Annotated in this window: 17 protein-coding genes; 8 read left to right on the top strand and 9 right to left on the bottom strand. The window is 54.3% G+C overall.

Going from position 1 to position 23,361, the window contains the following annotated elements:
* The first annotated feature begins 10 nt into the window (after positions 1-10).
* Positions 11-796 (top strand): TatD family hydrolase, encoded by a 786-nt coding sequence (locus tag MFFC18_RS24330; protein ID WP_202907570.1) that lies wholly within the window; start codon positions 11-13, stop codon positions 794-796.
* A 240-nt stretch (positions 797-1,036) separates the two neighbouring features.
* Here the strand turns inward: MFFC18_RS24330 and MFFC18_RS24325 are convergent, their stop codons facing one another.
* The 4 genes from MFFC18_RS24325 to MFFC18_RS24310 all read right to left on the bottom strand — a co-directional run bounded on the left by MFFC18_RS24325 (position 1,037) and on the right by MFFC18_RS24310 (position 6,683).
* Positions 1,037-2,008 (bottom strand): PEP-CTERM sorting domain-containing protein, encoded by a 972-nt coding sequence (locus MFFC18_RS24325; RefSeq protein ID WP_075085833.1) that lies wholly within the window; start codon positions 2,006-2,008, stop codon positions 1,037-1,039.
* Between the two features lie 84 nt (positions 2,009-2,092).
* Positions 2,093-4,957, bottom strand: coding sequence for a serine/threonine protein kinase (locus tag MFFC18_RS24320; protein WP_075085834.1), 2,865 nt, complete (start codon positions 4,955-4,957; stop codon positions 2,093-2,095).
* A complete protein-coding gene (locus MFFC18_RS24315; protein WP_157665218.1) occupies positions 4,957-5,616 on the bottom strand; it encodes an RNA polymerase sigma factor in 660 nt (219 codons plus the stop codon). Before MFFC18_RS24315 ends, MFFC18_RS24320 begins: the two co-directional genes overlap by 1 nt.
* Before the next feature lie 296 nt (positions 5,617-5,912).
* Positions 5,913-6,683, bottom strand: coding sequence for a dioxygenase family protein (locus tag MFFC18_RS24310; protein WP_084417330.1), 771 nt, complete (start codon positions 6,681-6,683; stop codon positions 5,913-5,915).
* A 56-nt stretch (positions 6,684-6,739) separates the two neighbouring features.
* Here MFFC18_RS24310 and MFFC18_RS24305 point away from each other — a divergent pair, with 56 nt between their 5' ends.
* From MFFC18_RS24305 to MFFC18_RS24285, 5 genes are all read left to right on the top strand, one after another.
* Positions 6,740-7,231, top strand: a complete 492-nt coding sequence (locus MFFC18_RS24305; protein ID WP_075085836.1) for a helix-turn-helix transcriptional regulator — start codon at positions 6,740-6,742, stop codon at positions 7,229-7,231.
* Positions 7,232-7,397: 166 nt separating this feature from the next.
* Complete coding sequence (locus MFFC18_RS24300) at positions 7,398-9,635, top strand: NADP-dependent isocitrate dehydrogenase (RefSeq protein ID WP_075085837.1); 2,238 nt, start codon at positions 7,398-7,400, stop codon at positions 9,633-9,635.
* Positions 9,636-9,644: 9 nt separating this feature from the next.
* The gene (locus tag MFFC18_RS24295) at positions 9,645-10,382 is read left to right on the top strand and encodes a hypothetical protein (protein WP_075085838.1); all 738 of its coding nucleotides are present in this window, start codon (positions 9,645-9,647) and stop codon (positions 10,380-10,382) included.
* A gap of 10 nt (positions 10,383-10,392) precedes the next feature.
* A complete protein-coding gene (locus MFFC18_RS24290; RefSeq protein WP_075085907.1) occupies positions 10,393-11,151 on the top strand; it encodes a tRNA1(Val) (adenine(37)-N6)-methyltransferase in 759 nt (252 codons plus the stop codon).
* Positions 11,152-11,364: 213 nt separating this feature from the next.
* Entirely contained in the window at positions 11,365-13,962 is a 2,598-nt protein-coding gene (locus MFFC18_RS24285) for a CHAT domain-containing protein (protein WP_075085839.1), read from the top strand.
* A gap of 21 nt (positions 13,963-13,983) precedes the next feature.
* Here the strand turns inward: MFFC18_RS24285 and MFFC18_RS24280 are convergent, their stop codons facing one another.
* From MFFC18_RS24280 to MFFC18_RS24265, 4 genes are all read right to left on the bottom strand, one after another.
* Complete coding sequence (locus tag MFFC18_RS24280; RefSeq protein ID WP_075085840.1) at positions 13,984-14,715, bottom strand: methyltransferase; 732 nt, start codon at positions 14,713-14,715, stop codon at positions 13,984-13,986.
* Entirely contained in the window at positions 14,712-15,407 is a 696-nt protein-coding gene (locus MFFC18_RS24275; RefSeq protein WP_075085841.1) for a tRNA (adenine(22)-N(1))-methyltransferase, read from the bottom strand. Before MFFC18_RS24275 ends, MFFC18_RS24280 begins: the two co-directional genes overlap by 4 nt.
* Positions 15,404-17,413 carry a RecQ family ATP-dependent DNA helicase gene (locus MFFC18_RS24270; protein ID WP_202907571.1) on the bottom strand — a complete coding sequence of 670 codons (2,010 nt, stop codon included), beginning with the start codon at positions 17,411-17,413 and terminating at the stop codon, positions 15,404-15,406. The genes MFFC18_RS24275 and MFFC18_RS24270 overlap by 4 nt, the downstream gene beginning before the upstream one ends.
* Positions 17,414-17,478: 65 nt before the next feature.
* Complete coding sequence (locus MFFC18_RS24265; protein WP_075085842.1) at positions 17,479-17,943, bottom strand: hypothetical protein; 465 nt, start codon at positions 17,941-17,943, stop codon at positions 17,479-17,481.
* Between the two features lie 116 nt (positions 17,944-18,059).
* Here MFFC18_RS24265 and rsgA point away from each other — a divergent pair, with 116 nt between their 5' ends.
* The gene (rsgA, locus tag MFFC18_RS24260) at positions 18,060-19,103 is read left to right on the top strand and encodes a ribosome small subunit-dependent GTPase A (protein ID WP_075085843.1); all 1,044 of its coding nucleotides are present in this window, start codon (positions 18,060-18,062) and stop codon (positions 19,101-19,103) included.
* A 145-nt stretch (positions 19,104-19,248) separates the two neighbouring features.
* On the opposite strand, the gene MFFC18_RS24255 is transcribed toward rsgA, so the two are convergent.
* On the bottom strand, positions 19,249-19,743 hold the full coding sequence (locus MFFC18_RS24255; protein ID WP_075085909.1) for a transposase: 495 nt from the start codon (positions 19,741-19,743) through the stop codon (positions 19,249-19,251).
* Between the two features lie 282 nt (positions 19,744-20,025).
* On the opposite strand from MFFC18_RS24255, the gene MFFC18_RS24250 reads away from it, so the two are divergent.
* Entirely contained in the window at positions 20,026-23,193 is a 3,168-nt protein-coding gene (locus MFFC18_RS24250; RefSeq protein ID WP_075085844.1) for a WD40/YVTN/BNR-like repeat-containing protein, read from the top strand.
* The last annotated feature ends 168 nt before the right edge of the window (positions 23,194-23,361 follow it).

The raw sequence follows: 23,361 nt of genomic DNA, 5'->3' as shown, positions 1-23,361 counted from the left end.
CGATTCTATCGTGATTGACTCGCATAATCATTTGCAGGACGCGCGTTTTGACGGACATCGCCGCGAAATTGTTTCCGTAATGCGTGACGTTGGAGTCAGCTCGTGCGTGGTCAACGGCACCGAAGAATCCGACTGGTCGGCCGTGGCAAAGCTGGCCGAAACGTGGCCGGAATTTGTACGTCCTTCTTTCGGAGTGCATCCCTGGAAAGTGCAGGGCAGGGCGGAGAGCTGGCTGGAATCACTTCGCGGTTTTCTTGATCGCTTTCCTGACGCTGGCGTTGGTGAGATTGGACTCGACCGCTGGATCGAAGGTCACGATATCGAGGACCAGCTGATCGTATTTCGAAACCAGCTGGATCTTGCGGTGGAACTTGATCGGCCGTGCACGATTCATTGCTTGAGGGCGTGGGGACCGCTGTTGAAAGAGCTGACTTCGCACGACGTCCTGCCGCGATTTTTAATGCACTCCTTCGGTGGTTCGGAGGAGACGGCAAAGAAGTTCGTCGAACTTGGAGCGTGGTTTTCTTTCTCGGGCTACTTTCTGCATGAGAAGAAAGAGAAAGTAGTCGAGGTGTTTCGTTCGATCCCCCAGGATCGAATTCTGGTGGAAACTGATGCGCCGGATATGCTGCCGCCGGAGAAGTTCAGACCGTTTGGTGATGATACCGCGAATCATCCAGCAAACCTCGCACGGATCAGTGAGCGTCTGGCCGAGTTGCTGGACATCGAGCCGGAACAGCTGGTTGCCAATACGAATCGATGGTGGTTTGGGAAAACCAGAGAGGCAATCGTTTAACGGCAAGCCGTAGGCGAATGCGATTTGGCGCTTCGAAACGAAGTCGTCGCCTGCGGCTTGCCGTTAAACGAACCTGACATCTGAGCAACTGGTTCAACACGGTGGCATAGGCTTCCAGCCTGTGAGCATCATGATTGCATCGACCAGACGAACTCTATTTCTATAACACTTCACAATCCCGGCACGTTTTCTATTCGGCACGCTTCCCAACCCTATCCATACAATTCACAGGCTGGAAGCCTATGCCACCTTTAGCACGCTTCGTTTCCGCCGGCACAACGCCGCGCCCAACAAAACGACGCACAGCAAACCGGTACTCGGCTCTGGAACGGCAGACAGTCTTCCCGATGCAAACGAAACGTCGAAATCAGAAATCACGTTGTTCGATGTGTCGGTAACTCCCACCAGATCAATCGCAACAGACGTACTTGCGATGCTGTCACCAGCACGTGAAATTGCAGCGAACACCACCTCGAAGTCATAGCCGCCGATCGCATTGTCGTAACTTACATCGTGAGAGAAAGTACCATTGAAAGTGCTACCGTCGTCAGACAGGCTGGACCACGATTCGGAAACAGTCTTTAACGATTGCTCGTCCGGGAAGTCGTCGAAGCTTTGCCTGTAATCCAGAAATGCGAGCTGCGCGTCGAGGTCCGGGTTTTCTTGTCCCGCAAGATTATCGGTCTCCATATTCGAGAAAAATCCTGCAAAACTTGTCCCTCGCGCATAGAACAATGCACGGCTGGTCGAAAATGGACTAGATGTGCTTATGGAAGAAGTGTTCAGGCTTCCACTGGCCGCAAAGTGGACTCGAATCGAAGAAGGCAGAGTTCCGCTACCGGTCAGAAAAATGTCATCGCCATACACGACTGCCGATCCCGCAACTGCGTTTGGTACAAAACTTCCGGCTCGATCGCTGAACACGGAATTCGACAATGAGGCCAATTGGCCGCCTGAGTTTGGAGCAAAGATTTGACCGAAAGAAGAACCGGTCGTCACTCCATTCCCATCGCCTGAACCGTTGCCGGTAAGCGTACCTCCTGCCAACACGTCAATCGATTCCGAATAGGGCAGAGTGCCGTTTCCCGATCCGGTTCCCTGAACGCCGATGCTATGAACGACGTCGGCGAAAGCAGGTGTCGGAAAAAGAGCCAAACAAACGCCAAGGCAGAAAGCGATGGATAAAACGGTCAGTCGTTGAGTCTGAAACATGGTTGCTCCTGGCGTTAAAGAAAAGTGCTCAGGCAGCAGTGTCGATTTCGATCGAAAGCGGACGACAATTCCGACGAATTCGATTTAGTCCTGCATTTCGCGGGCTTTTTTGATCTTTGCTCGCAGCTGTTCAACTTCGGAAACCTGTTCCAGCGGCAGCAACTCTTCGGCCAAATCGCAATGCTTCAGCGCAAGTTCGTGCTGTTCATTTTCAAAGTAGAGTGTCGCCAAAGCATGCTGCGTTGCGCCGAGATGATGCAAGTTGATCGGCCACTCCGGTCGAACTTTTCGAATGGCTTCGCAGTGCTCGATCGAGTCCAACGTCGACTCAATCGCCGATCCCAATTCTTCCGAATCAGCAAACGATTCGGCCAGATTGTTCAGTGCCTGGGAGAGATCGAGATGGGCACCTACCAGGTCAGGACGTTTCTCGATCGTCTGCCGATGCAGATCAACCGCCGACTCGATGGCTTCCCGAACCAACTCAGGCGATTCCTCGGATCGCTGACGGATGACGCACAGCAAATTGAAATGGTTGGCCATGCTGCGATTTAGATGCGGTTGAAATTCGGTCGACTGCTCTTTCAACTGCTCCATTCGTTCGATGTTGTCGAGAATCAGTTTCTCGGCCACCTCAAAATTTTCCAAAAGCATTTCCGTCACGCCCAGCGAATACCTAACGCTCGTCAGCAACTGACCATGGCGTGGGACATCCGGTTCTTCCATGACCAACTCTTCCGCGATCGACATTGCATCGTGATAATGGTCGCGGGCTTCGTCGAGTCGCTGCTGTTCGGCAACGATGATTCCGAGTTGGCTCAGACTTTCCACCAGCATTCGCTTCGGTTCCAACTGATTGGTCAACGCATTGGCGGCTAGACCGCGCCATAATCCAACCGCCTTGGTAGAGAACATTTCGGCGTCTTTGAACTGACCTTTTTGGCGAAGCACGTTGCTGCGAATCGCCAGACAAGTGGCTTTGTAGTACGCATGGTTCACCGCCGGTGAGAGAACGTTTTCGTGATCAGCATCGTCTGGCAAGTTGGATGATTCGATTTCGGCGTCCAGGTCGCTCCAGATCGAAAGAGCAGCTTGGGATAGCTGGTCAGCAGTTTCCAGGCTGCCCGATTCCGTCATCGCGCTGGCACGTTTGGAGATCGCGACGGCGATGTACTGGCGAAGCGTTGGATTGGCTTCACACATCGCCACGGCTTGATCGAAATCTCCTTCATCGATCGCAACTCCCACCGCCAACAGCGATTCGACGAACTTTTCATCGGCTTCGTCCAGACGTCCAAGCTCTCGCAAGCGTTCGGCTTCAAAGACCCTCCATTCGAGAAACTCACTGTCCTCGATTAATCCGGCAGGGCGAAATTGGTCGGCTTTTTCCCGGCAAAACGTGGCCAGTTCCAAAGCCTTTTTCGTATCGCCGATCGCTTGCTTGAGCAACGCCAGCCGGAAGATGGCCCGAGTTTGCTCAACCTGGGAGTGATCGTCACCGGGATCGTCGGCCAGAACTTGCTGGTAGAGCGCGTCGGTTTCCTGCAGCAATTTTTCTCGCAGCGGCGCCGAGTTCGAAAGCGCAGTTGGGCTTTCCACGATCGCCGTGAACAGTCGTTCGATCGCGCCGGTCAGTTGCTTTGCCTTCGATTCCGCACGAGCCCGCGCATCGACGGCCTCCTTGCGCAAACGCTCCGAGCGGTTCAGGTTGATGCTCGTTGAGACAAGCGTCGTCAACAAAGCCGCAGTTGCAATCAATGCCAGCGATGCCACCAGTTTGTTGCGAAGGCACCAGCGAAAGAACCGACTCCATGCCGGAAGTGATCGGGCGCGAACCGGCGCACCGTTGCAGAATCGTTCGAGGTCTTTCTGCAAGTCATGCGCGGTTGCATATCGATCGGCGGGCCGTTTTTCAAGACACTTCAGACAGATCGCGGAAAGATCACGCGGAACTGCAGGAGTCGTTTTCTCCGGCGCAACGGGTTGTTGATTCTGAACCTCCAAAATAGTTTTAGCGATACTGTCGGAAGAAAATGGTGCTTCTCCGGTCAACAGGAAATAGAGCACCGCGCCGAGCGAATAGATGTCGGAAGCAACGGTGACTTCTTCGCCTCGCAATTGTTCCGGAGCAGCGAATGCGGGCGTTCCGATCACGCTGCCAGATTGGGTTATCGATTGGTCTTCGTTGACGATGTCGCGAGCCAGACCGAAATCGGTTAGCAGGACCGAATTATTGTCTTCATCGATCAGAACGTTTGACGGTTTGATGTCACGGTGAATTATCCCGCGGCCATGTGCGTGCTGGACGGCGGCGGCGAGCGTCGAAACGGTTTCTGCTGCGGCCAGCGGTACGTAAACGCCTGCGTTGGAAACCTGTAGCGAAAGGTTGGTGCCGCGAATGAACTCGGAAGCGATCCAGGCAACCGGTCCGTCATTTCCGACTTCGAAAACTGGCACGATGTTGGGGTGATTGAGTGCCGCCAGTGAACGTCCTTCGCGGGCAAACCGTTCGCGGCCCTGGTCGTCGAGAATTGCGGCGAGTCGAGGCGTCTTTAAGGCAACTGCTCGATTGAGTTTCGGGTCGTTGACCAAAAACACGATCCCAAATCCTCCATGGCCCAAGACCGATTTGATTTCGAAGCGACCGATCTTGCGGGGAAGCTGTTCGTCTTCGGACTCAGTTTCAGTTCCGATCACTGGCGTGTCGAGCAGGCTTTTGATGAACCGCGTGGTGTCGCCCTGAGTCACCGGTTTCATCGTGGCCAGCATCTCGATCAGCCTCCGCGCGGATCCGGATTGCTCTCCTGAATCCACGTTGCCATCGGCGACCTGTTCGTGCAGTCGAACCAGTTCGTCAACGCGCTGATCGTCGAGGTATGAATCGTCTTCCAGCGACAGTTCGTTTGCATCCTGAAAACGATTTGGGTTGTTGCCGAGGTCTTCGTTCATCAGATCGCGTTCATCTCCTTGAGTGCCCGCTCGAGTTTTACGATCGCTCGCGCCCAAACTTTCCGTGACGCTTCGGCGCTTTTTCCAATTTGCTTGCCAATGGATTCGAAGGACTGGTCTTCCCAGTTGCGAAGCCTGATGACCGTTTGGTCGATCGTGTCGAGGCGGCTCATCGCGACGCGAATCAATTGAGTCTGTTCGTCGCTGACGGCGCGAGTTCCCGGTGTGAGGTACGGATCGGTGATCTGTCGAAAACCTGGGACCTCTTTCGAGCCGGCAGTCGTTGATCGCTCACGGTTGACTTCGCGCTTTCGAGTTCGCAGCGATTTTCGACGGGTGCGACATTCGTTGAGCACCACCTGTTTCATCCACGCAAAGAATTGGCCCTGAGTCGAGCCACTGAACTGGGGCAGTTTTTCGTTGGCGATCAGCATCGATTGCTGGACGACATCGGAGGCACCGAACTTTTGCAATTCAGGCGGCTGAAGATCCCGATTGGCGATGGACAGAAGATAGCCACGACACTGATTCCAAAGGTCGGAAAGGGCTTGGTCATCGCCGTGTTTGGCCCGGGCGATCAGTCGCTGGAACGACCTGGCATCTTCATTGGAATGATCGGCGTGATCGAGATTGTCTGGATCGGTATGCTGATCTGACATTTTCTGATCCTGACGCGAATTTGCGGATGAAAACAGCCGGATCATTATGTACCGATTCAGGGTTTGAACATCAAAAATTCTGTGTGAGAACAGTGATGGTCAAAGAATTGCAAACCGGACGGATTTTTTTTCGATAGGTAGGATGTTTCAGGACGTTCTAAAGCGGGCTCTTCGTGGGCCGCATTCTATTCGTGGAGCTTCGTGTGATTCGTGGACGAAATTGATTGCCGGATCGGGCCAAAATACTGCGGCTGGAAGCCACAGCCACGGAAGCCACGGTTGGCTCAAAAACTGGCTCAGCGACGAGATGGTTTCGAAACGCCGCCTTGAATCGGAAACTGAGCGTTCTCATCCGGAGTGACGCCAAGCACCAAATCGAACTCGGCTGAAAGCTCACCAAATTTTGATTCTGCAACCGGTTTGTATTCAGCGGTAATCGCCAGCCGACTCTTTTCATCACGGATCCGTCGGAACAAACCGTCCTGCTCGTTTTTGTCATGGCCGCGAGTCAGCATTTGAGTCGTCAGCACACGATGGCCGTTGATCGAAACCGCAAAATGGATGTGCGGCACACGGCCCGGATACGGCACCGGCTTAATCGTCCGGAAGTAATATTCTCCTTTTCGATTGGTCAGGAATCGCCCGTAGCCCTGGAAGTTCGTGTCGCGATCTTTGGCCCCGTTGGAGTCTTTGTGCAAATAGGCACCTGTGTTGTCGACTTGCCAGATTTCCACAAACGCGTTGCTGATTGGACTGCCCGCCGTCGTCAGGACTCGTCCGCTGAGATGAGTAATCTTTCCAACCGCTGGTGTGATCGCGTCGTTGATCACCAACAAATCATTGTCCGTATCGAGCGGGAGTTTATCCGGATAGAACGGGCCTTCGGTCATCTGCGGCGTTTTCAACAGTTCTTCCGCAAAGCGACCGGGCGTGGTCATGGCGTTGGCAAAGTTCGAAGCCCACACTGCGCCTCCGACGCCAGCGCCGACTCCGATCGCGGCCAATGTCAAAAACTTGCGACGCGGCAAATACAGTTCAAAATCTTGAGTCGGTCCGGAATTAGCCATGTTAGTCCAATCAATAAATCAGGAGTTTGAATGCGGTTTCCCCAGAAAATCAACAAATGAATTTTTTTAGCGTTACATCGCCGCTCAAACTCTGCCAAGACGCCCAAGGGAAAGCGTTATCGGGTTACCTTGGCTTTATCGAGTTCTACATGAATGTTCCACGCAGCAATTTTGCCACATCCGCCAATTATAAAACCAGCGAACCTTTCGAATGGACCGAACGTCCGGGCGAAAAACTGATTAGCGACACCGAATGGACCGCTGTCAAACAGTATTCCCGGCTCTCGACCCGTGAAGGCCAGGTTTGCCGTTTGCTTTTTGAAGGCAACAAGCGAGACCAGATCGCAGAGACGCTGGGAATATCGCCGCGCACGGTCCGATACCACCTCGAGTCGCTTCATAAAAAGCTCCACGTGAATGCGCGAGTTGGGCTGGTGCTGAGAATGGTGCAGCTTCGCGATTTCCTTGTCAGCAAGAATTCGTTCGCGTCGGCTCGTCCCGCGAATCAACTGGTCAGTCCTGCTCGCTTTGGCGGATTCCAGGACTAAAGCATCGCTAAATTGCTCGCAGGATTTGCCCGGTCCGGTCCTGCCGTTTTTTCAGCGATGATCTCAGGCGAACAGAGATTTAAATTGCGGCTGACAAATCGAGTGGCATCAGCGACAATACGAGGCTCAAAATCACCCCGTATTTGTTGACAAACTGTATACACTCATGGCAAGCGAATCCAAGATCATCTACACGCTGACTGACGAAGCACCTGCGCTGGCGACGCGTTCACTATTGCCCATCGTCAAGGCGTTTACCAACACCTGTGGCATCGACGTCGAAACCCGGGACATCTCTCTGGCGGCCCGCATTCTTGCCGCGTTCCCGGACTTTCTGGCCGAGGATCAGAAAACGAAAGATGCTCTGGCAGAGCTTGGTGAACTGGCCAAAAAGCCTGAAGCCAACATCATCAAGCTGCCCAACATCAGCGCTTCGGTTCCGCAAGCCAAAGCCGCGATAGAAGAACTGCAAGCTCAAGGCTTTCCCGTTCCGGACTTTCCCGATGACCCGGAAACAGATGCCGAAACCGAAATCAAAAAACGCTATGCCAAAGTCTTGGGTAGTGCCGTCAATCCCGTTTTGCGAGAAGGCAATTCTGACCGTCGGGCACCGAAGGCCGTCAAGAACTACGCCAAAAAGAATCCGCACTCGATGGGAGCCTGGTCGGGTGAGTCGAAATCGCATGTCGCTACGATGAGCAGCGATGACTTTCGTAGCAATGAGTTGTCAAAAACGTTTGAGGCTGCCGATACGCTGAAAGTCGAACTGGTCGCGCCTGACGGAACCACGACGGTGCTCAAGGAAGGCATCGATGTTCTTGCTGGCGAAGTCGTCGATGCGACTGCCATGAACGTCGCCAAATTGCAGACCTTTCTCGCGGCTCAGATCGCGGAAGCCAAACAGCAGGGCGTGCTGTTTTCTCTGCACATGAAAGCCACGATGATGAAGGTCTCGGACCCAATCATTTTTGGTCACGCGGTCAAGGTTTACTTCAAAGACGTGTTCGAAAAATACGGAGACGTGCTGGAAGAAGCCGGCGCGAATCCGAACAACGGTTTGGGCAACGTTCTCGACGCGATCGAAACGCTTCCGGAGGAACAGCAGCAAGCCATCATGACGGATGTTCAATCGGCGCTTGAAAATGGTCCCGACATCGCGATGGTGAACTCCGACAAAGGTATCACCAACCTGCACGTGCCCAGCGACGTGATCATTGACGCTTCGATGCCAGCGATGATCCGAACGTCGGGGCAAATGTGGAACAAGGACGGCAACCAGCAGGACACCAAAGCCGTCATTCCTGACAGCAGCTACGCCGCGATTTACGAAGAAACGATTCAGTTTTGCAAGAAGCACGGTGCCTTCGATCCGACGACGATGGGCACAGTTCCCAACGTGGGATTGATGGCTCAGAAAGCCGAGGAATACGGTTCGCACGACAAGACTTTTGAGGTTCCTGAAACGGCGGACGGTTCGACGGTTCGCGTGACCAACGGGGCGGGTGAGACGGTCTTCAGCCACGATGTTTCTACCGGCGATATCTGGCGAATGTGCCTGGTGAAGGATGCTCCGATTCGCGATTGGGTGAAGCTGGCGGTGACGCGGGCTCGTGCGATGGGTGCTCCAGCCGTTTTCTGGCTTGACGCGGATCGTGCTCACGATGCTCAACTGATTGCGAAAGTCAAAACGTATCTTGCTGATCACGACACCGATGGATTGCAGATTGAAATTCTCTCTCCAGAGGAAGCCACCAAATTCACGCTCGCTCGCGTCAAAGAGGGACAGGACACGCTTTCGGTGACGGGCAATGTGCTTCGCGATTATCTGACCGACCTGTTTCCGATTCTGGAGCTGGGAACGAGTGCCAAGATGCTTTCGATTGTTCCGTTGATGAACGGCGGCGGTTTGTTCGAAACGGGTGCCGGTGGTTCGGCGCCGAAGCATGTGCAGCAGTTCGTGGCAGAGAACCATTTGCGTTGGGATTCGCTGGGCGAGTTCCTGGCGATCGCAGTTTCGCTGGAGCATTTGAGTGAGTCGACCGGCAACCAGCAGGCGGCGATTCTGGCTGAGGCGCTCGACGACGCGACTGGAAAGCTGCTCGATACTGGCAAGTCGCCTTCGCGAAAGGTCAACGAGCTCGACAATCGCGGCAGCCATTTCTATCTGGCGTTGTACTGGGCGGAAGCGCTTGTGGCGCAGGATAGAGACGCGGACCTGAAAGCCAGGTTTGCTCCGCTGGCGGAAGCCTTGGCCGCAAAGGAATCGCAGATTGTCGAAGAGCTGAATTCGGCTCAGGGCAAAGCGGTTGATCTCGGCGGATACTACTTCCCGAAAGAGAATTTGGTCGTCGAAGCCATGCGTCCAAGTTCGACATTCAATGAAGTTCTCGCGGGCAGTCTGTAGAGTAGTTCCATGATTCAGAAACCTGTCGTCGCCGAAACACTTGAATCGCTGCTGCAATCGCTGCAGAATTCTTTCGATGACAAACTGGTTTCGGTCGTGCACTACGGTCCACTGGTTGGCAAAGATTTAGAGTCATTGCCAACCGTTGAGGCCGAAATACAGGTGTTGATCGTTGTCAAGGATCTCGTCGAGGCGGATTGGACGCGATTGTCGCAGGCCTTCGATCGGCTTCGCGGTCGTGCGTCGGTGTTTCCCTTGCTGCTGACGGAACACGAACTCAAATCGTCTGCCGACGTGTTTCCGATCATGCTGCGGGAAATGAAACGAAATCATCGCACGATTTATGGCGATGACTTTGTGGACGGGATTGAAGTTCAACGCTCGCATCTTCGTTTGCGATGCGAGCAGGAATTGCGCAGTCTGCAGCTACGCATGCAGAGTATCTGTCTGATGCATTTTGCTTCTCCGCATCGATTGCGGGCTTCGCTGGTTCGCGACTACGACTCGTTTATGCCGTTGCTCAAGGTAGCGATTGAGCTTGGCGGGGACGCCGATGCTCAGGCCGTCGAGCCGTTGGAGTTTGTCGCCAGGAAGTTCGAACTGGAACTGGAAACGTTGTTCGAGGCACGATCCATCGCGACAGACAATGGCCATTTCGATGAAGAATCTTTTGGGCATCAGTATGTCGAACTGATGTCGGCCGTTCGACATTCAGCCGACTTTGTGGACCAACTGCCCGACGCGTAACGAGGCAGCTTTGTCCAAGACTCCCTTTCGTTTTCAACAGTTTTCCATTCGCCACGAACGTGCGGCGATGAAAGTTGGTACCGACGCCGTTTTGCTGGGAGCGTGGACTCCGTTGCGTGGGGCGGCGCGGATTCTTGACGTGGGAACCGGATGTGGCATCGTCGCGATGATGCTGGCTCAGCGAACGTTGGCAACGCGAGCCAATATATCTGCTATCGAAATCGATTTGCCGGCTGCTGAAGAAGCGTTGGAGAACTTTCGCGATTGTCCGTGGCCGGAACGATTGCCGCGAGATCTCCCGGAAGTCCACTGTTCCTTGCAGCAACTTACAGACGCGATCGACACCAATTTTTCGGGCTTTGACATCGTGGTTTGCAATCCGCCGTTTTTCGACCCGTCATGGCCATCGCCAGCAAACGCCCGTCGTGTCGCCAGGCAAAAGGGATCGCTTTCAGTGGAGTCGCTTGTTCGCGAAACGCGTTCGTTGCTGTCGGATTCGGGAAGGTTGTGCCTGGTGTTGCCATTTGAGCAATCCGGTCCGACAGTCGAATTGTCGCTTGCGGCGGGACTGAGCTTGTGGAGCCAGGTTGACGTGCGGCCAACACCGGACTCGCCGCCCAAACGCGTGCTGCTGGAGTTCGGCAGGCAACGGAGTCCGCAGGCGATCGCGAAGTCGGAGCTTGTGCTTGAAACGACGCGTCATCAGCACTCCGACGAATTCGCCGCGCTGGCGAAAGACTTCCATCTGAGATATGCAGCACAGGATTAACGTCCTTCTGCCCGAAACCTGCCAACGACGAATGCTATCCAAGCTGGATTGTTGTGGGCGTGTCTGACAGAATGGCTCTGAAGTTTTCGGCGATGGTTTTTGCGACCGATTCGTCGGATTTCGCTTTCCAATTGGGTCAGAACGTTGGCTGTTCAAAATCACCGCTCTGTTGCTGTTTGTCCAAGTTCCAGTTTTTCACCATTGTTTGTATCCATGAAAAAATTCAAGCTGATCATCGTTGCCGTGGCCATGTTCATTTGCTGCAGTCAATCGCAAGCCTTTGCCTGGCAAGCCGGACTTGGGCAGCGAATGGATGCTGCCATCAAGATGATGCGTGACGCCGGCAATAACCAGCCCGAAGCGATCATCGCGATGCTCAACGCGGGAGCTCAAGGGTATTTCACGTCCGGCGATCTCGACAAAGCCATCGCCAGGATCGACGAAGCAATTGCGCTGGCTCGCAAAGAAAACCGACACGCGGAATTCATGACTTCGATGGACATCGCTGCCAGAATCCTCGCCAGGAAAGATGATGAATCGGCGTATCGTTTCCTTACCAGCCAACTGCGTGCTTCGGGAGACAAAATCGAGTTCAAGAAACAGGTGCTCAAGGCGATCAAGATCCACCTGATGAAAACCGGCAACGTGCCGCTCAAGGCGATCAGCGATTTTGAGATGTTGCAGATTGTTCACAAAGACAATCCGGGTTCCGAAGAAGAGTACGAAGCCTTGATGTCGTTCGGCAGTGCGGCTGTTCAAAACAAAATCTTCGACCTTGGGGGAGAGGCAATTCGCGAGGCGAAAGGCATTGCTTCGAAGCTTGAACGAAACGACCTGTTGATGCGAGCGGACGCGATTTTGGGCATGTCGCTATTGGGAATCGATAGCAACGAAGCAGCAGAGACGCTACTTTCGAAGACCATTGAACTTCAAGGCGAAGGCACGGAGATGCTCCGTCCGATGGTTGCTCATTCGTTGGCTCAATCGCAAATTAAACAGGGGAAATGGAAGGAAGCGACACGAACGATCGATAAAGCAACGGGCGAGAACGTCGACTCGATGGTCAAACTGAATCTTGATCAGCTTCGGGTTCCCGTTTCGATGTTGCAGGCTGATGCCGGCGACAAATCCGAGCGGGCTGCCGCGCTTAAAGCGATCATCGATAGCCAGACGGAACTGGTTGCAGAAAAAGAGAAGACGTTGTTGACCAACGGAATGGACAAGAAAACCGTTTCGGGAATTCTGATCAATGACCGGCTGACACTAGCCAGTTTTCTCGTCACGTTGAACCAGCTTGATGAAGCCAACAAAGTCCTGGACGAAATCGATCGGGCTATCGTCAGCCAACAGGCTCAATACAAAGATCTGGCCCGAACCGGAATCATCACCGGCGAAATGAGTCAGCGTTTGCTCAGTGATCAAATTTCCGAATCGGGAGAGTACCGTCAGCAGATTTTGATCAAGCAAAAACGCTATCGTGAAGCGTTGGTGCTCGCGGAGAACACGCGCGGCCGATCACAGGTTGAAATGCTTCGTGAGAAACTTGGCGTCGCCGCAGAGGACGAAACGAAAGCCTTGTCGTTCGACGATATGGCTGCGATCGCGAAGGAGCAAAAGACGACTCTGGTGATGTACTCGATTGCTCACCTTTTCGATCGGCAGACACGAGCATGGCTGCCAAAGAATCATTCTGCTTCGCGACCCCACGCGATTTTCGCATGGGTGATCCAACCCAACGGCGATGCCAATTTCGTCTCCGTTCCGCTGCGTGGATCATTGGACAAACTGGTCGCTCTTTCTCGCAGCGAAATTCTTGCCCGTCCGAAAAAGCCTGCTGAACCGAAGAAAGCTGAGGAAAAGTCAGATGAAACGAAACAGAAAGCTCGTGATGCGTCGGACGAAGAATCCGTGGCTAAATCGGATCAGCCTGTCGGGAACAAATTCAAAGCCACGCAAATCCTGACCACTCTACTGATCGATCCGATTGAAAAGTGGCTTCCGAAAGATCCAGGTGCTCGCGTGACGTTCATGCCACAGGGCTCGCTATATCTGGTTCCGTTCGCAGCTCTGCCGGACAAAGATGGCGAACCGTTGCTGGTGAAACATACGATTTCTTACGCACCGTCAATCGAGATGATGCGCTTGGCAAAACAACAACAGCGGGAAGTCGCGTCTGCGGGATCGAAAGAAATTCTGATCGTCGGCAACCCCAACATGCCGTCGTATCAATCGCGTCCGGACAAGCCACCGAAAGCATTGACGCCGCTCAAGGGTGCCGAGGCCGAAGCCAAATATCTTGGCGATTTGTTGGGCGTGAAGCCGATGATTGGCGAAGATGCGACCGAAGTCGCCGTGGCCGAAAAGATGAAGTCGGCTCGTTTTATTCACCTTGCCACACACGGTTTGCTCGAATCGGAAAACGGATTTACGCAAGGTTACCTTTCCGCTGTCGCACTTGGTCCGTCGGAAGGCGAAGATGGCTTTCTCACTGTCCGCGAAACGATGCGGATGGATTTGAAAGCAGAGCTGGTTGTGCTGAGTGCTTGCGATACGGGACGCGGAGTCATTACTGGCGATGGCGTCATCGGATTGTCGCAAGGTTACGTTTCTGCCGGGGTCCCGACGATCGTCGTTTCGCTGTGGCCGGTCAGCGATCAGGCGACGGCGGTGCTGATGTCGTATTTTTACCAGGCGATGCTTAAAGGTGCCGACAAAGCGACCGCGCTACGACTGGCGATGTTGAAGACGCGTGAGAAGTTCCCTGCACCCCGGCTATGGGCACCGTTTTCGCTTAGCGGCGTCGCCCAATAGGCATCTGCTACGCGATGCGGATCATGGAGTGCGCCCATAGATAATTCGGTTCATCGGCGTGATCTCTTCAGGAATCGATCCCCAGCGAATTCGATAACCAGCGGCTTCCAGGCGATAGGTGCGATCGATGTCGAAGGCCGTTTCCATTCCGAACTGCGTTTGCAACGACAGCGGCGCTGAACAGGCGGACTTGGGATAGCAGCAAGGAAGAATCGCAATCGGTCCTCCCGATTTGATCGCGATGTCGATGCACAGATCCGAAAGCACGCCGCAAGCGTGAGCACTCACAACCGCCATTCCAGTCTCGATCCAGCTGCCGTCGATGCCAATTTTTGCGCTGTGATTTTGAAGTTTGGCTTCGATCCACGGTGCAACACGGCTCGCGGCCGCAATCAGTTTCTGTCGGCTTTCTGGTTCGTTCTGATCGATCAGGATTACCCTTTCGACATCGCGTTCGAACATCGCAAACAGAATCCCCAGCAATCCATGACCGCAACACAGATCGGCAACCGTGCTCTGGCGAGTCGACTTTCGGATTCGGGTGAAGAACTCGAACGACTCCAGCACTTCCTTGATCGGCAACAGCCGTTCGGCTGCGATGGCTTGCAGAAACTTGTCTTGCAGGCTGTCCGTGCCGAAATATTCTTCGGCCAGCACGGCGTGAAACTTTTGTCGCGAGCCAAGCCATTGGGTTTGTTCCAGATCGTTTAGCTGAGGAAAGAATTTGAAGCGACAATTGGCGACTGAGTTCACGACTGATTCCGATCGGGTAGGGGAGCGACCTGGCGATCCGCCATGACGCTACGAAGCAACTTCAGACGTTGAGCGGTTTCGGCCGAAAGCTGATCGAACTTTCGCCACCAGGCTTCTTCGCACTGCAAGTGCAAATCAAATTGTCGGTCTTCGCGCTTCAAAACGAAAGGGCCAAACAGCAACGCCGTTTCACGATCAACATTGTCATAGGCCGGGTCGCTGTTCTCAGGACCATGACTACGGCGAAATGACAGAATTGTGTAGTGGCGTTTTCCGGCCGTCGTGGTTTCTTGGGTCAGATGAAAGCCGTTTTCCACGGCCCAACGACGAATGATTTCCGGTCGATGAAATATTTGCAGCACCACCAGATCCGGAATCCGGTCGGGACAGGCCAACAGAATGTCACGGATGCTCTCGGCACCAAGTCCACAGATGCTGAGGCTGTAGGCTTCGCCGCGTTGCAGCGCGTGCAACCCGTCGCCCAGCCGTACGTCGGCAGCCAAACCTCTCAGTGCTCGAAGCGAATTCTCAAACGGCAGCTGCTTGTTCTCGATCGCGATTCCATGCTGGATTCTTCCGCTGACGAGCAGTTCGACAAGCAGGCTGGCGTGATCGGAGCCGATATCGGCATGCGTGCCAGATCGAATTCGATCAGCAACAGCAACTAATCGATCGTCAAGTTTGCCGCTCACTGTTTTGCCGCAAAATGAGAGTCGACTTGTTGGATGATCAAGCCGAAAGGGATTTCTTCGCAGCAGCCGAAAGACTGGTGTCGGGATAGTTTTGCGCGCGTCAGTGCGGGCGATCTGATGCCACACAGGAATCGGGCGATCGCACGCGGTGTGTTCAGTGCATCAGGATGTTCCAAGGCCAAGTTTCGCACCGTCTGCAAAGTCGATTCGTCAATCTTCGCCGCGGATGGCTCAGGAATTTCGAACGGCCCGTCCCCGATACAGAATGAACACTCACCACAGGGCTCGCTCAGCGGTTGGCCAAAATGAACTGAAAGAATCCCGGGCTGACATGCTTTCGCGGCCGCAAGATCAAACCATTTCTGAGTCCGATCGATTTCGTTGGTTTCGCGCGAGGTCACCTTTTCGTAGAACGATTCGGCAATCGACTGGTTCGAATCGAAACTTCTTAGCGTTCGATATCCGCGAACCAGCCCGCTGGCTTTCAGTTCGATCCAATCGTTTTCTGCAAAGAAATCGAGAGCTTTGATGACGCGTTGGCGATCGCAATTCAGTCTTTTCATCGCTTCGCCAATATCGATCGTGAACCAGATCCTCTGTTTCTTGCTGCAAGACAACAGCCCTCGCACGAACTCCTGACGTTCGCCCTGGAATTTTCCAATCAGCTCTGCACCTGAAACGTTCGGCTTGAACTTGTAGCTGTCATACCGCGGGGACGTCGATGCCAGATAACCGTCCAGCTCCAGATAGGTCATCAACGTTTGAGTCACTATCGATCGGATGTCGCAGTAATTGCTCAGCTTGGTTGGGCTGATGAAAAACTCATCGGGCTGTTTTGCGATTTCGTCGACGAACGTCTGGATCGATGGCAGCGTTGGCGTGTCACCGTAAACAAAATTCTCCAGCGTAATTCTGTCTTCTGGAACCAAAATTGTTTCGCAGCGAGACACGTTTCCGTCACGGCCGGCGCGTCCGATTTCCTGGGCGTAACTCTCGATCGATTTTGGCGGATTGTAGTGGTAGACATAGCGAATGTTCGCTTTGTCGATTCCCATCCCGAACGCGATCGTCGCGACCACGATGTGGCTCTCGCCTTGCATGAACCATTCCTGAATTTCGCTGCGCGTCTCCGCATCCATTCCGGCATGATAGGCTCTGGCGTTGAGGCCGGCCGACTGACAGAGATTCGCAACCGACTCGGCAGTTTTCTGCAACGTAACATAGATGATTGTCGCGCCCGGTTCTGAGTTCTGCAGCTTTTCGATCAGCAACGAATCTCTCTGTTCCGCGGTTACCACTTGCGATCGTATGTGCAGATTCGGTCGGAAGAATGGCGTGCAGACCGCGTCTTCTTCGGCGATATTAAACGTGTTGCGAATGTCGTCCTGTACGGGCGGCGCCGCGGTAGCCGTCAGGCAGAGCACACGCTCAGCCGACAGTTTTTCCGCGATGCCCTTCATTTTCAGGTAGTCCGGGCGGAAGTTATGTCCCCACTGACTGATGCAATGCGCTTCATCAATCGCGAACAGAGAGACTTTGGTCCCTCCGAGCGAACCGCGAAATCGCTCATTGAAAAAACGTTCCGGAGCAACGTACAGAATCTTTGCCTCGCCGCTGCGAATTTTCGCGATGCTGTCACGATACTCTTCAAGCGTCAAACTTGAGTCCAGCCGAATGGCGCAGATACCTTTGGAATGCAACTGGTCGATTTGATCCTTCATCAACGCGATCAGTGGCGACACGACAATCGTCAGGTGGTCGAGCATCAGAGCCGGCAATTGGTAGCAAAGCGACTTTCCACCGCCGGTCGGAAAAACAGCCAGCGTCGATTTGCCATCGAGCAGTCGAGAGATGACATCCTGTTGGCCGAACTTGAATTCCGAAAACCCGAAATACTCCTCAAGCACGTCGGTAGGGTTTGTTTGCGAGTTCGGCATGTGGGTTGGTCCATGGATTGGATAAAGCGAGAGCTTCGAACCGTAGTTCAAGGCCTGAGTATCTGGCATCGGGTTCGGGTACGGCCGGAATTCTGTCAGTTTCCGTCGAAAGGCTTTACGTCAACTGGAGATGTTTACAGTTCGAGGCTTTGTATTTCACGTTCGACTTCGTTCTTGATGTCGTTGTGAAGTTTTTCTATGACCTTGCGGACCTTTTTCAGTTGCCCGTTATACATATTGATAACGACTCTGGATTTTCGGATCGGAGTCTTGCTCGAACGAAGTGACCGACAGAAATGAAGTCGCACCTGTATTTCGGTGTCTTTGACTTTTGTAAAGCGCAAACACTTGTTCATCCATCGAATAATCTTACGCAACGTTTTCCGGTGCGCGTTTGGCGTCAGCGAAAACTGATCCGTGATTTCTGCACACAACGAATTCGCAAATGCACTTTCGTCCTGTTGCAAGAACAGCAAATACGTCAAAAGCTCTTTGTTGTCTTTTTTAAATCGAGCCAATCGCAAACACGCGTCCAGCAACTCGCCGTGCTCCAAACGGACAAGCTCCTTTTTCAGTTCGGCGATGGAGGCAGCTTTCATGGTAGGCCTGTAAAATGTGGCGTCAGATAATCGCAGATTGTAAGGAAAAGTTTGAAGTTCAGTGAACCAGGGTGAGGTCTGGCGTGTCCATCGGGCAACTCAAACAGGACTAGTCTATGAGCTATGAACAGCTTCGTGGAATCGGGTGGAATCCATTTTTCGAGCAACAGGTCTCTGTGGAAGAATCTTCCAATGGTCTGATTGTTCGTGTTTCGGCTCATCATGGCAGCCAGATTTTGATGCTTGGAATCGATGGCGAATTTGCCGTTCCGGTTCAGCTGGCTGAATCCGCGGGAGAAGTCGCCGTCGGAGACTGGCTGATTGTCAACGCCCAAGATCATCGCGCGATTCGGCGGCTTGATCGACAAACGTTGCTGCACCGTAAAGCTGCTGGCGAAGAGGTGAAAGCACAACTGATCGCGTCCAACATCGACACGATCTTTATCGTCAGTTCGTGCAACGATGACTTCAATCTTTCGCGAATTGAACGTTATCTCGCGTTGTCCCTGCAAGCCAACATTAACCCCGTCGTCGTTTTGACGAAGGCAGACCTCAACGATCGAGCCGCCGAATGCCGCCGCGAGGCCGAGCAACTTCACCCCGGCCTGCTGGTTGAAGCGCTTGATGCTCGCGATCCAGAACAAGCGGAAGTTCTTGTTGATTGGTGCGGGCCGGGGAAGACAGTGGCCTTGCTCGGTTCGTCGGGCGTTGGAAAGTCAACGCTGGCCAATGCTCTTGGTGTGGGAGGATTGGCAACGGCGGGAATTCGTGAACACGATGCCAAAGGACGGCACACGACGACGGCTCGTTCGCTTCATCTGCTACCAAGCGGCGGAGTCTTGATCGACAATCCTGGCATTCGCGAACTTCAGCTACCGGCTTGCGAAGAAGGCATCGCTGACTTGTTCGAGGACATCCTCGAAGTTGCCCAGCAATGTCGCTTCAGAAACTGCAGCCATGAAGGCGACGATGGCTGTGCAATCGCAGCAGCCGTCGAATCAGGTGAGCTGGAACAGCGACGATTCACCAGTTTCATGAAACTCCGTGCCGAACAGGCTCGCAATTCGCAATCACTCGCTGAACGTCATCAGCGAGAAAAAGCCACCGGCAAGATGTACAAGTCAATCATCGCCGCGAAGAAGAAACGCCGCGGTGAGTAACAATACAAACACGAAATACAAGCCCGAAGCGCAAGCGAGTGGTTCAACCGCGCAATCGCCCAACCATGACACGAAGCCAAATCGGAAGCGCCATTCGTGTCGCACCAGAACCACTCGCTTGCGCGTCGGGCTCGTATTGTTTGCACTACTCGACGCCTTTGAGATCTTGCGCCTCAAGCGTGTATTCGATTGCACTCGCCAGGTCAGCTTCCCTGTTAATCCACCGCGTGCTGGCTCCCTCCGTCCAGAACCGTTTTCGATTCGGATACGCATCCCCAAGATGGCGAGTTGCCCAAGCTTTAAGCTGCGACACCACCGTTTGCGGTTTCGTTTCAGACGCAGCCACAACCACATGGACATGATTCGACCTAACGTTAACCGCGTGCAATTGCCAATTTCGAATTCCGCAATGCTTGTGGATCGTATTCTTGACGACCTCATGATCAGATGCGGACAACAGAAATGGCTCCTCTTTTAATTCGCCACGGGCCGACTCAAACCTTGCCACATTTCGTGGAAGCGATTCATGTTCGCCTTTCCGATTCCATCCACGATCGTCACCCGGCAACCATGTTCCGTACGTTGTCCACGTGAGGAAGTAGGCGAGTGGTTCGCCGGTGTTGAAGTCACTTTGAGTCATGGTTGTATTGTAGAGTTTCGTTGCGCTGAGTGCATTCGCGAAACGATCGCAATACAAGCCCGAAGCGTTGCGACTTGGAGAGTCGCCCGCGAGTGGTTCATCCGCGCAGTCGCCAACCTCAAGACAAAACCAAAGCGAAAACGTTGTTCACGGTGCGGCAAAACCACTCGCTTGCGCTTCGGGCTCGTATTGCATGCTCGTATTTCCCTTCCCCTCAAAATTCCGACTACAATCGACCCTTCCGTTGACACAACATCAAAGCAACTCAACACGAGCCACCACATGCGACTCATCGGCACTTCCGCAAATCGTTTTCTGGCAATCTTTCTCCTCGTCGCGACGACTGCCCTGTCTACAAATGCTCCCGACGCCAGCGCCCAATCAAAACTAGACGTTGCTCGCGACTCCATCTTCTCCTCCCTCAAGTTCCGCTCCATCGGCCCCTTCCGCGGCGGCCGCTCTGCAGCCGTCTCTGGCGTCCCCAACAACCCGATGCTGTACTACATGGGCGCTGCCGGCGGCGGAGTCTGGAAAACCGAAGACGCTGGAGCCACCTGGACCAACGTCAGCGACGGATACTTTGGCGGATCGATCGGAGCGGTCGCTGTCGCACCCTCCAACCCCAACGTGATCTATGTCGGTGGCGGCGAAGTCACCGTGCGCGGCAACGTCTCGCACGGATCCGGCATGTGGAAATCCGTCAACGGCGGCAAATCCTGGACTTCCGTTGGCTTGACCGACTCACACCACATCCCTCGCATCCGCATCCACCCAACCGACTCCAACACCGTCTTCGCAGCCGTACTCGGTCACCTCTACGGCCCCAACCAACAACGCGGCGTCTTCAAAAGCACCGACGGCGGCAACTCCTGGAAGAAAGTCCTCTTCGCCAACGAAAACGCCGGAGCCGTTGATCTGACTTTCGATCCAAACGACCCCAACACCATGTACGCTTCCACCTGGCGAATCCGCCGCACGCCTTACAGCCTCGAAAGCGGCGGCGAAGGTTCCGGCGTCTGGAAATCCACCGATGGCGGCGAAAGCTGGAAAGAAATCACAGCCAACAAAGGACTCCCGGCCGGCCCGATCGGCATCTCGGGCGTTGCCGTGTCTCCCGTCGATTCGGACCGAGTCTTCGTCATCATCGAAGCCCCCGAAGGAGGCCTCTTTCGCTCCGACGACGGCGGCGAAACTTTCACGCGAATCAACTCCGAGCGCACACTTCGCCAACGAGCCTGGTACTACACGCGGGTTTACTGCGGGCCAACGAACAAGGACGAAGTCTACGTCGTGAACGTTCGGTTCTGGAGATCCGCTGACGGCGGCAAGTCCTTCAGCAGCATTCGGACTCCGCATGGCGACCATCATGACTTGTGGATCGATCCCGACAACGCGAAGCGGATGATCGTTGCCGACGACGGCGGCGGACAAGTCTCCAACGACGGCGGAGCGAACTGGTCGACTTACATGAACCAGCCCACCGCTCAGTTCTATCGCGTCGCCACCGACAACCACTTTCCCTACCGCATCTACGGCGCCCAACAAGACAACTCAACCGTTCGCATCGACAGCCGCACCAGCGGTCGATCGATCGGCGAACGCGATTGGGAATCGACCGCCGGCGGCGAAAGCGGCCACATCGCTCCCGACCCCAACGACCCCGAAATCGTTTACGGCGGATCGTACGGCGGCTACCTGACGCGATACAACCACCGCACCAAAGAGCGTCGCAGCATCAACGTCTGGCCCGACAACCCGATGGGCCACGGAGCAGGCGATGGCAAGTTCCGATTCCAATGGAACTTTCCGATCTTCTTCTCGCGTCACGACCCTTCCGTCCTCTACACGGCCGGCAACGTTATGTTCAAGACAACCAACGGCGGTGAAAGCTGGCAGCAAATCAGCGAAGACCTAACCCGCAACGATCCTTCGAAGCTTGGATCATCCGGAGGCCCGATCACGAAAGACAACACCAGCGTCGAGTACTACTGCACGATCTTCGCGGCCTGCGAATCGGCCACTGACGCCGACACCATCTGGGCTGGCAGCGACGACGGACTGCTGCACGTGACTCGCGACGGTGGCGAATCCTGGACCGACGTCACGCCACCGGATATGCCCGAGTGGTCGCAGATCAATTCCATCGAAGCCCATCCGACCGAACCCGGAGGCCTCTACGTCGCTGCGACGCGTTACAAGCTGGACGACTTCGCGCCTTATCTGTTCAAGACCACGGACTACGGCGAGACTTGGACCAAAATCACTAACGGCATCGACGCCAAACACTTCACCCGCGTGATCCGATCCAGCACCACCCGAGCCGGCATGTTGTTCGCCGGAACGGAAAGCGGGCTGTACGTTTCGTTCGACGACGGCCAGCAGTGGACAGCGTTTCAGTGCAACCTTCCCGTCGTTCCGATCACCGACCTGGCAATCAAAGACGATGACTTGATCGTCGCCACCCAGGGCCGATCGTTTTGGGTGCTGGACGATCTTTCGTTGCTCAACCAGTTGAACGAGTCCGCAGCCAAATCCGATGTTCATCTTTTCGAATCAAGACCCGTTTATCGGATGTCCGGTGGCGGTTCGGAAACCGTCGGGCGAACTTCCGGGCAAAACGTTCGATCCGGAGCACCGATTCGATTCTTCCTCAGAGAGAAACCCGAGGAAGACGTCGAATGTTCGCTCACGATCGTCGACTCCGCCGACACTGTCGTCCACCAATGGCACTCCAAGCCCGACGAGAAGAACAAGGACGCCGACAAACATGATCAAACCAAACTGGAACTGGAAACCGGCCTCAACGAAGTCCGTTGGAACTTGCGATATCCGTCAGCCAAAACGTTCGACGGCATGGTCCTGTGGGGCGGCGGCACGCAAGGCCCAACAGCCGTTCCCGGCACCTACACCGCGAACCTGAAAATCGGCGACGAGGAATTCACCACCGAGTTCGAAATCCAAAAGGACCCTCGTTCGTCATCATCGGTAGAAGACTTGCAGGGCCAGTTCGATTTCCTGGTCGTGATCCGCGACAAGCTTTCCGAAGTCCACCAATCGATCGCCCGCACGCGTGACTTGAAATCACAAATTACATCCTTCAAAAAGCGCATCGCCGACGACGAGAAGTACGAGTCGCTCAGCGAGCAAGCCGACGAATTGGTCAAGGAGTTGACCGAGGTCGAAGAAGCCTTGTACCAAACGAAGAACCGCAGCCCACAGGATCCGCTGAACTATCCCATCAAGCTCAACAATCGTTTGAGCGCCTTGGTCAGCGTCGCCAGCACCGGCGACTACGCTCCGACGGCTCAATCCTTCGAAGTCCGCGACATGCTAATCACCGAGATCGACGAGCTCCTCGACCAGCAAAACGAAGTCGTCTCCAAAGGCATCAAGAAGTTCAACTCCGCCATCCGCAAAGCCAAAGTGCCCGCGATCTGGGTTGAGGAATAGTTGAGTTCGATGGCCGACTAGATCGTTGTCTGGGCCGAAGGTAAGCGTTTGTCCCCAAAGCCCCATCTTTTCCTGTGTTCTCGGGAAAATGAGCTCTTTTTGTCAACCTATAAGTAAACTTTATTTTCAACACGTACACTTAACGGTTGACAATTGCAATATTTTGTA

The organism is Mariniblastus fucicola, from assembly GCF_008087665.1.
GTDB lineage: Bacteria > Planctomycetota > Planctomycetia > Pirellulales > Pirellulaceae > Mariniblastus > Mariniblastus fucicola.
Note: the sequence above shows the minus strand (reverse complement) of the source record. Positions and strands in the feature narration are given on the sequence as shown.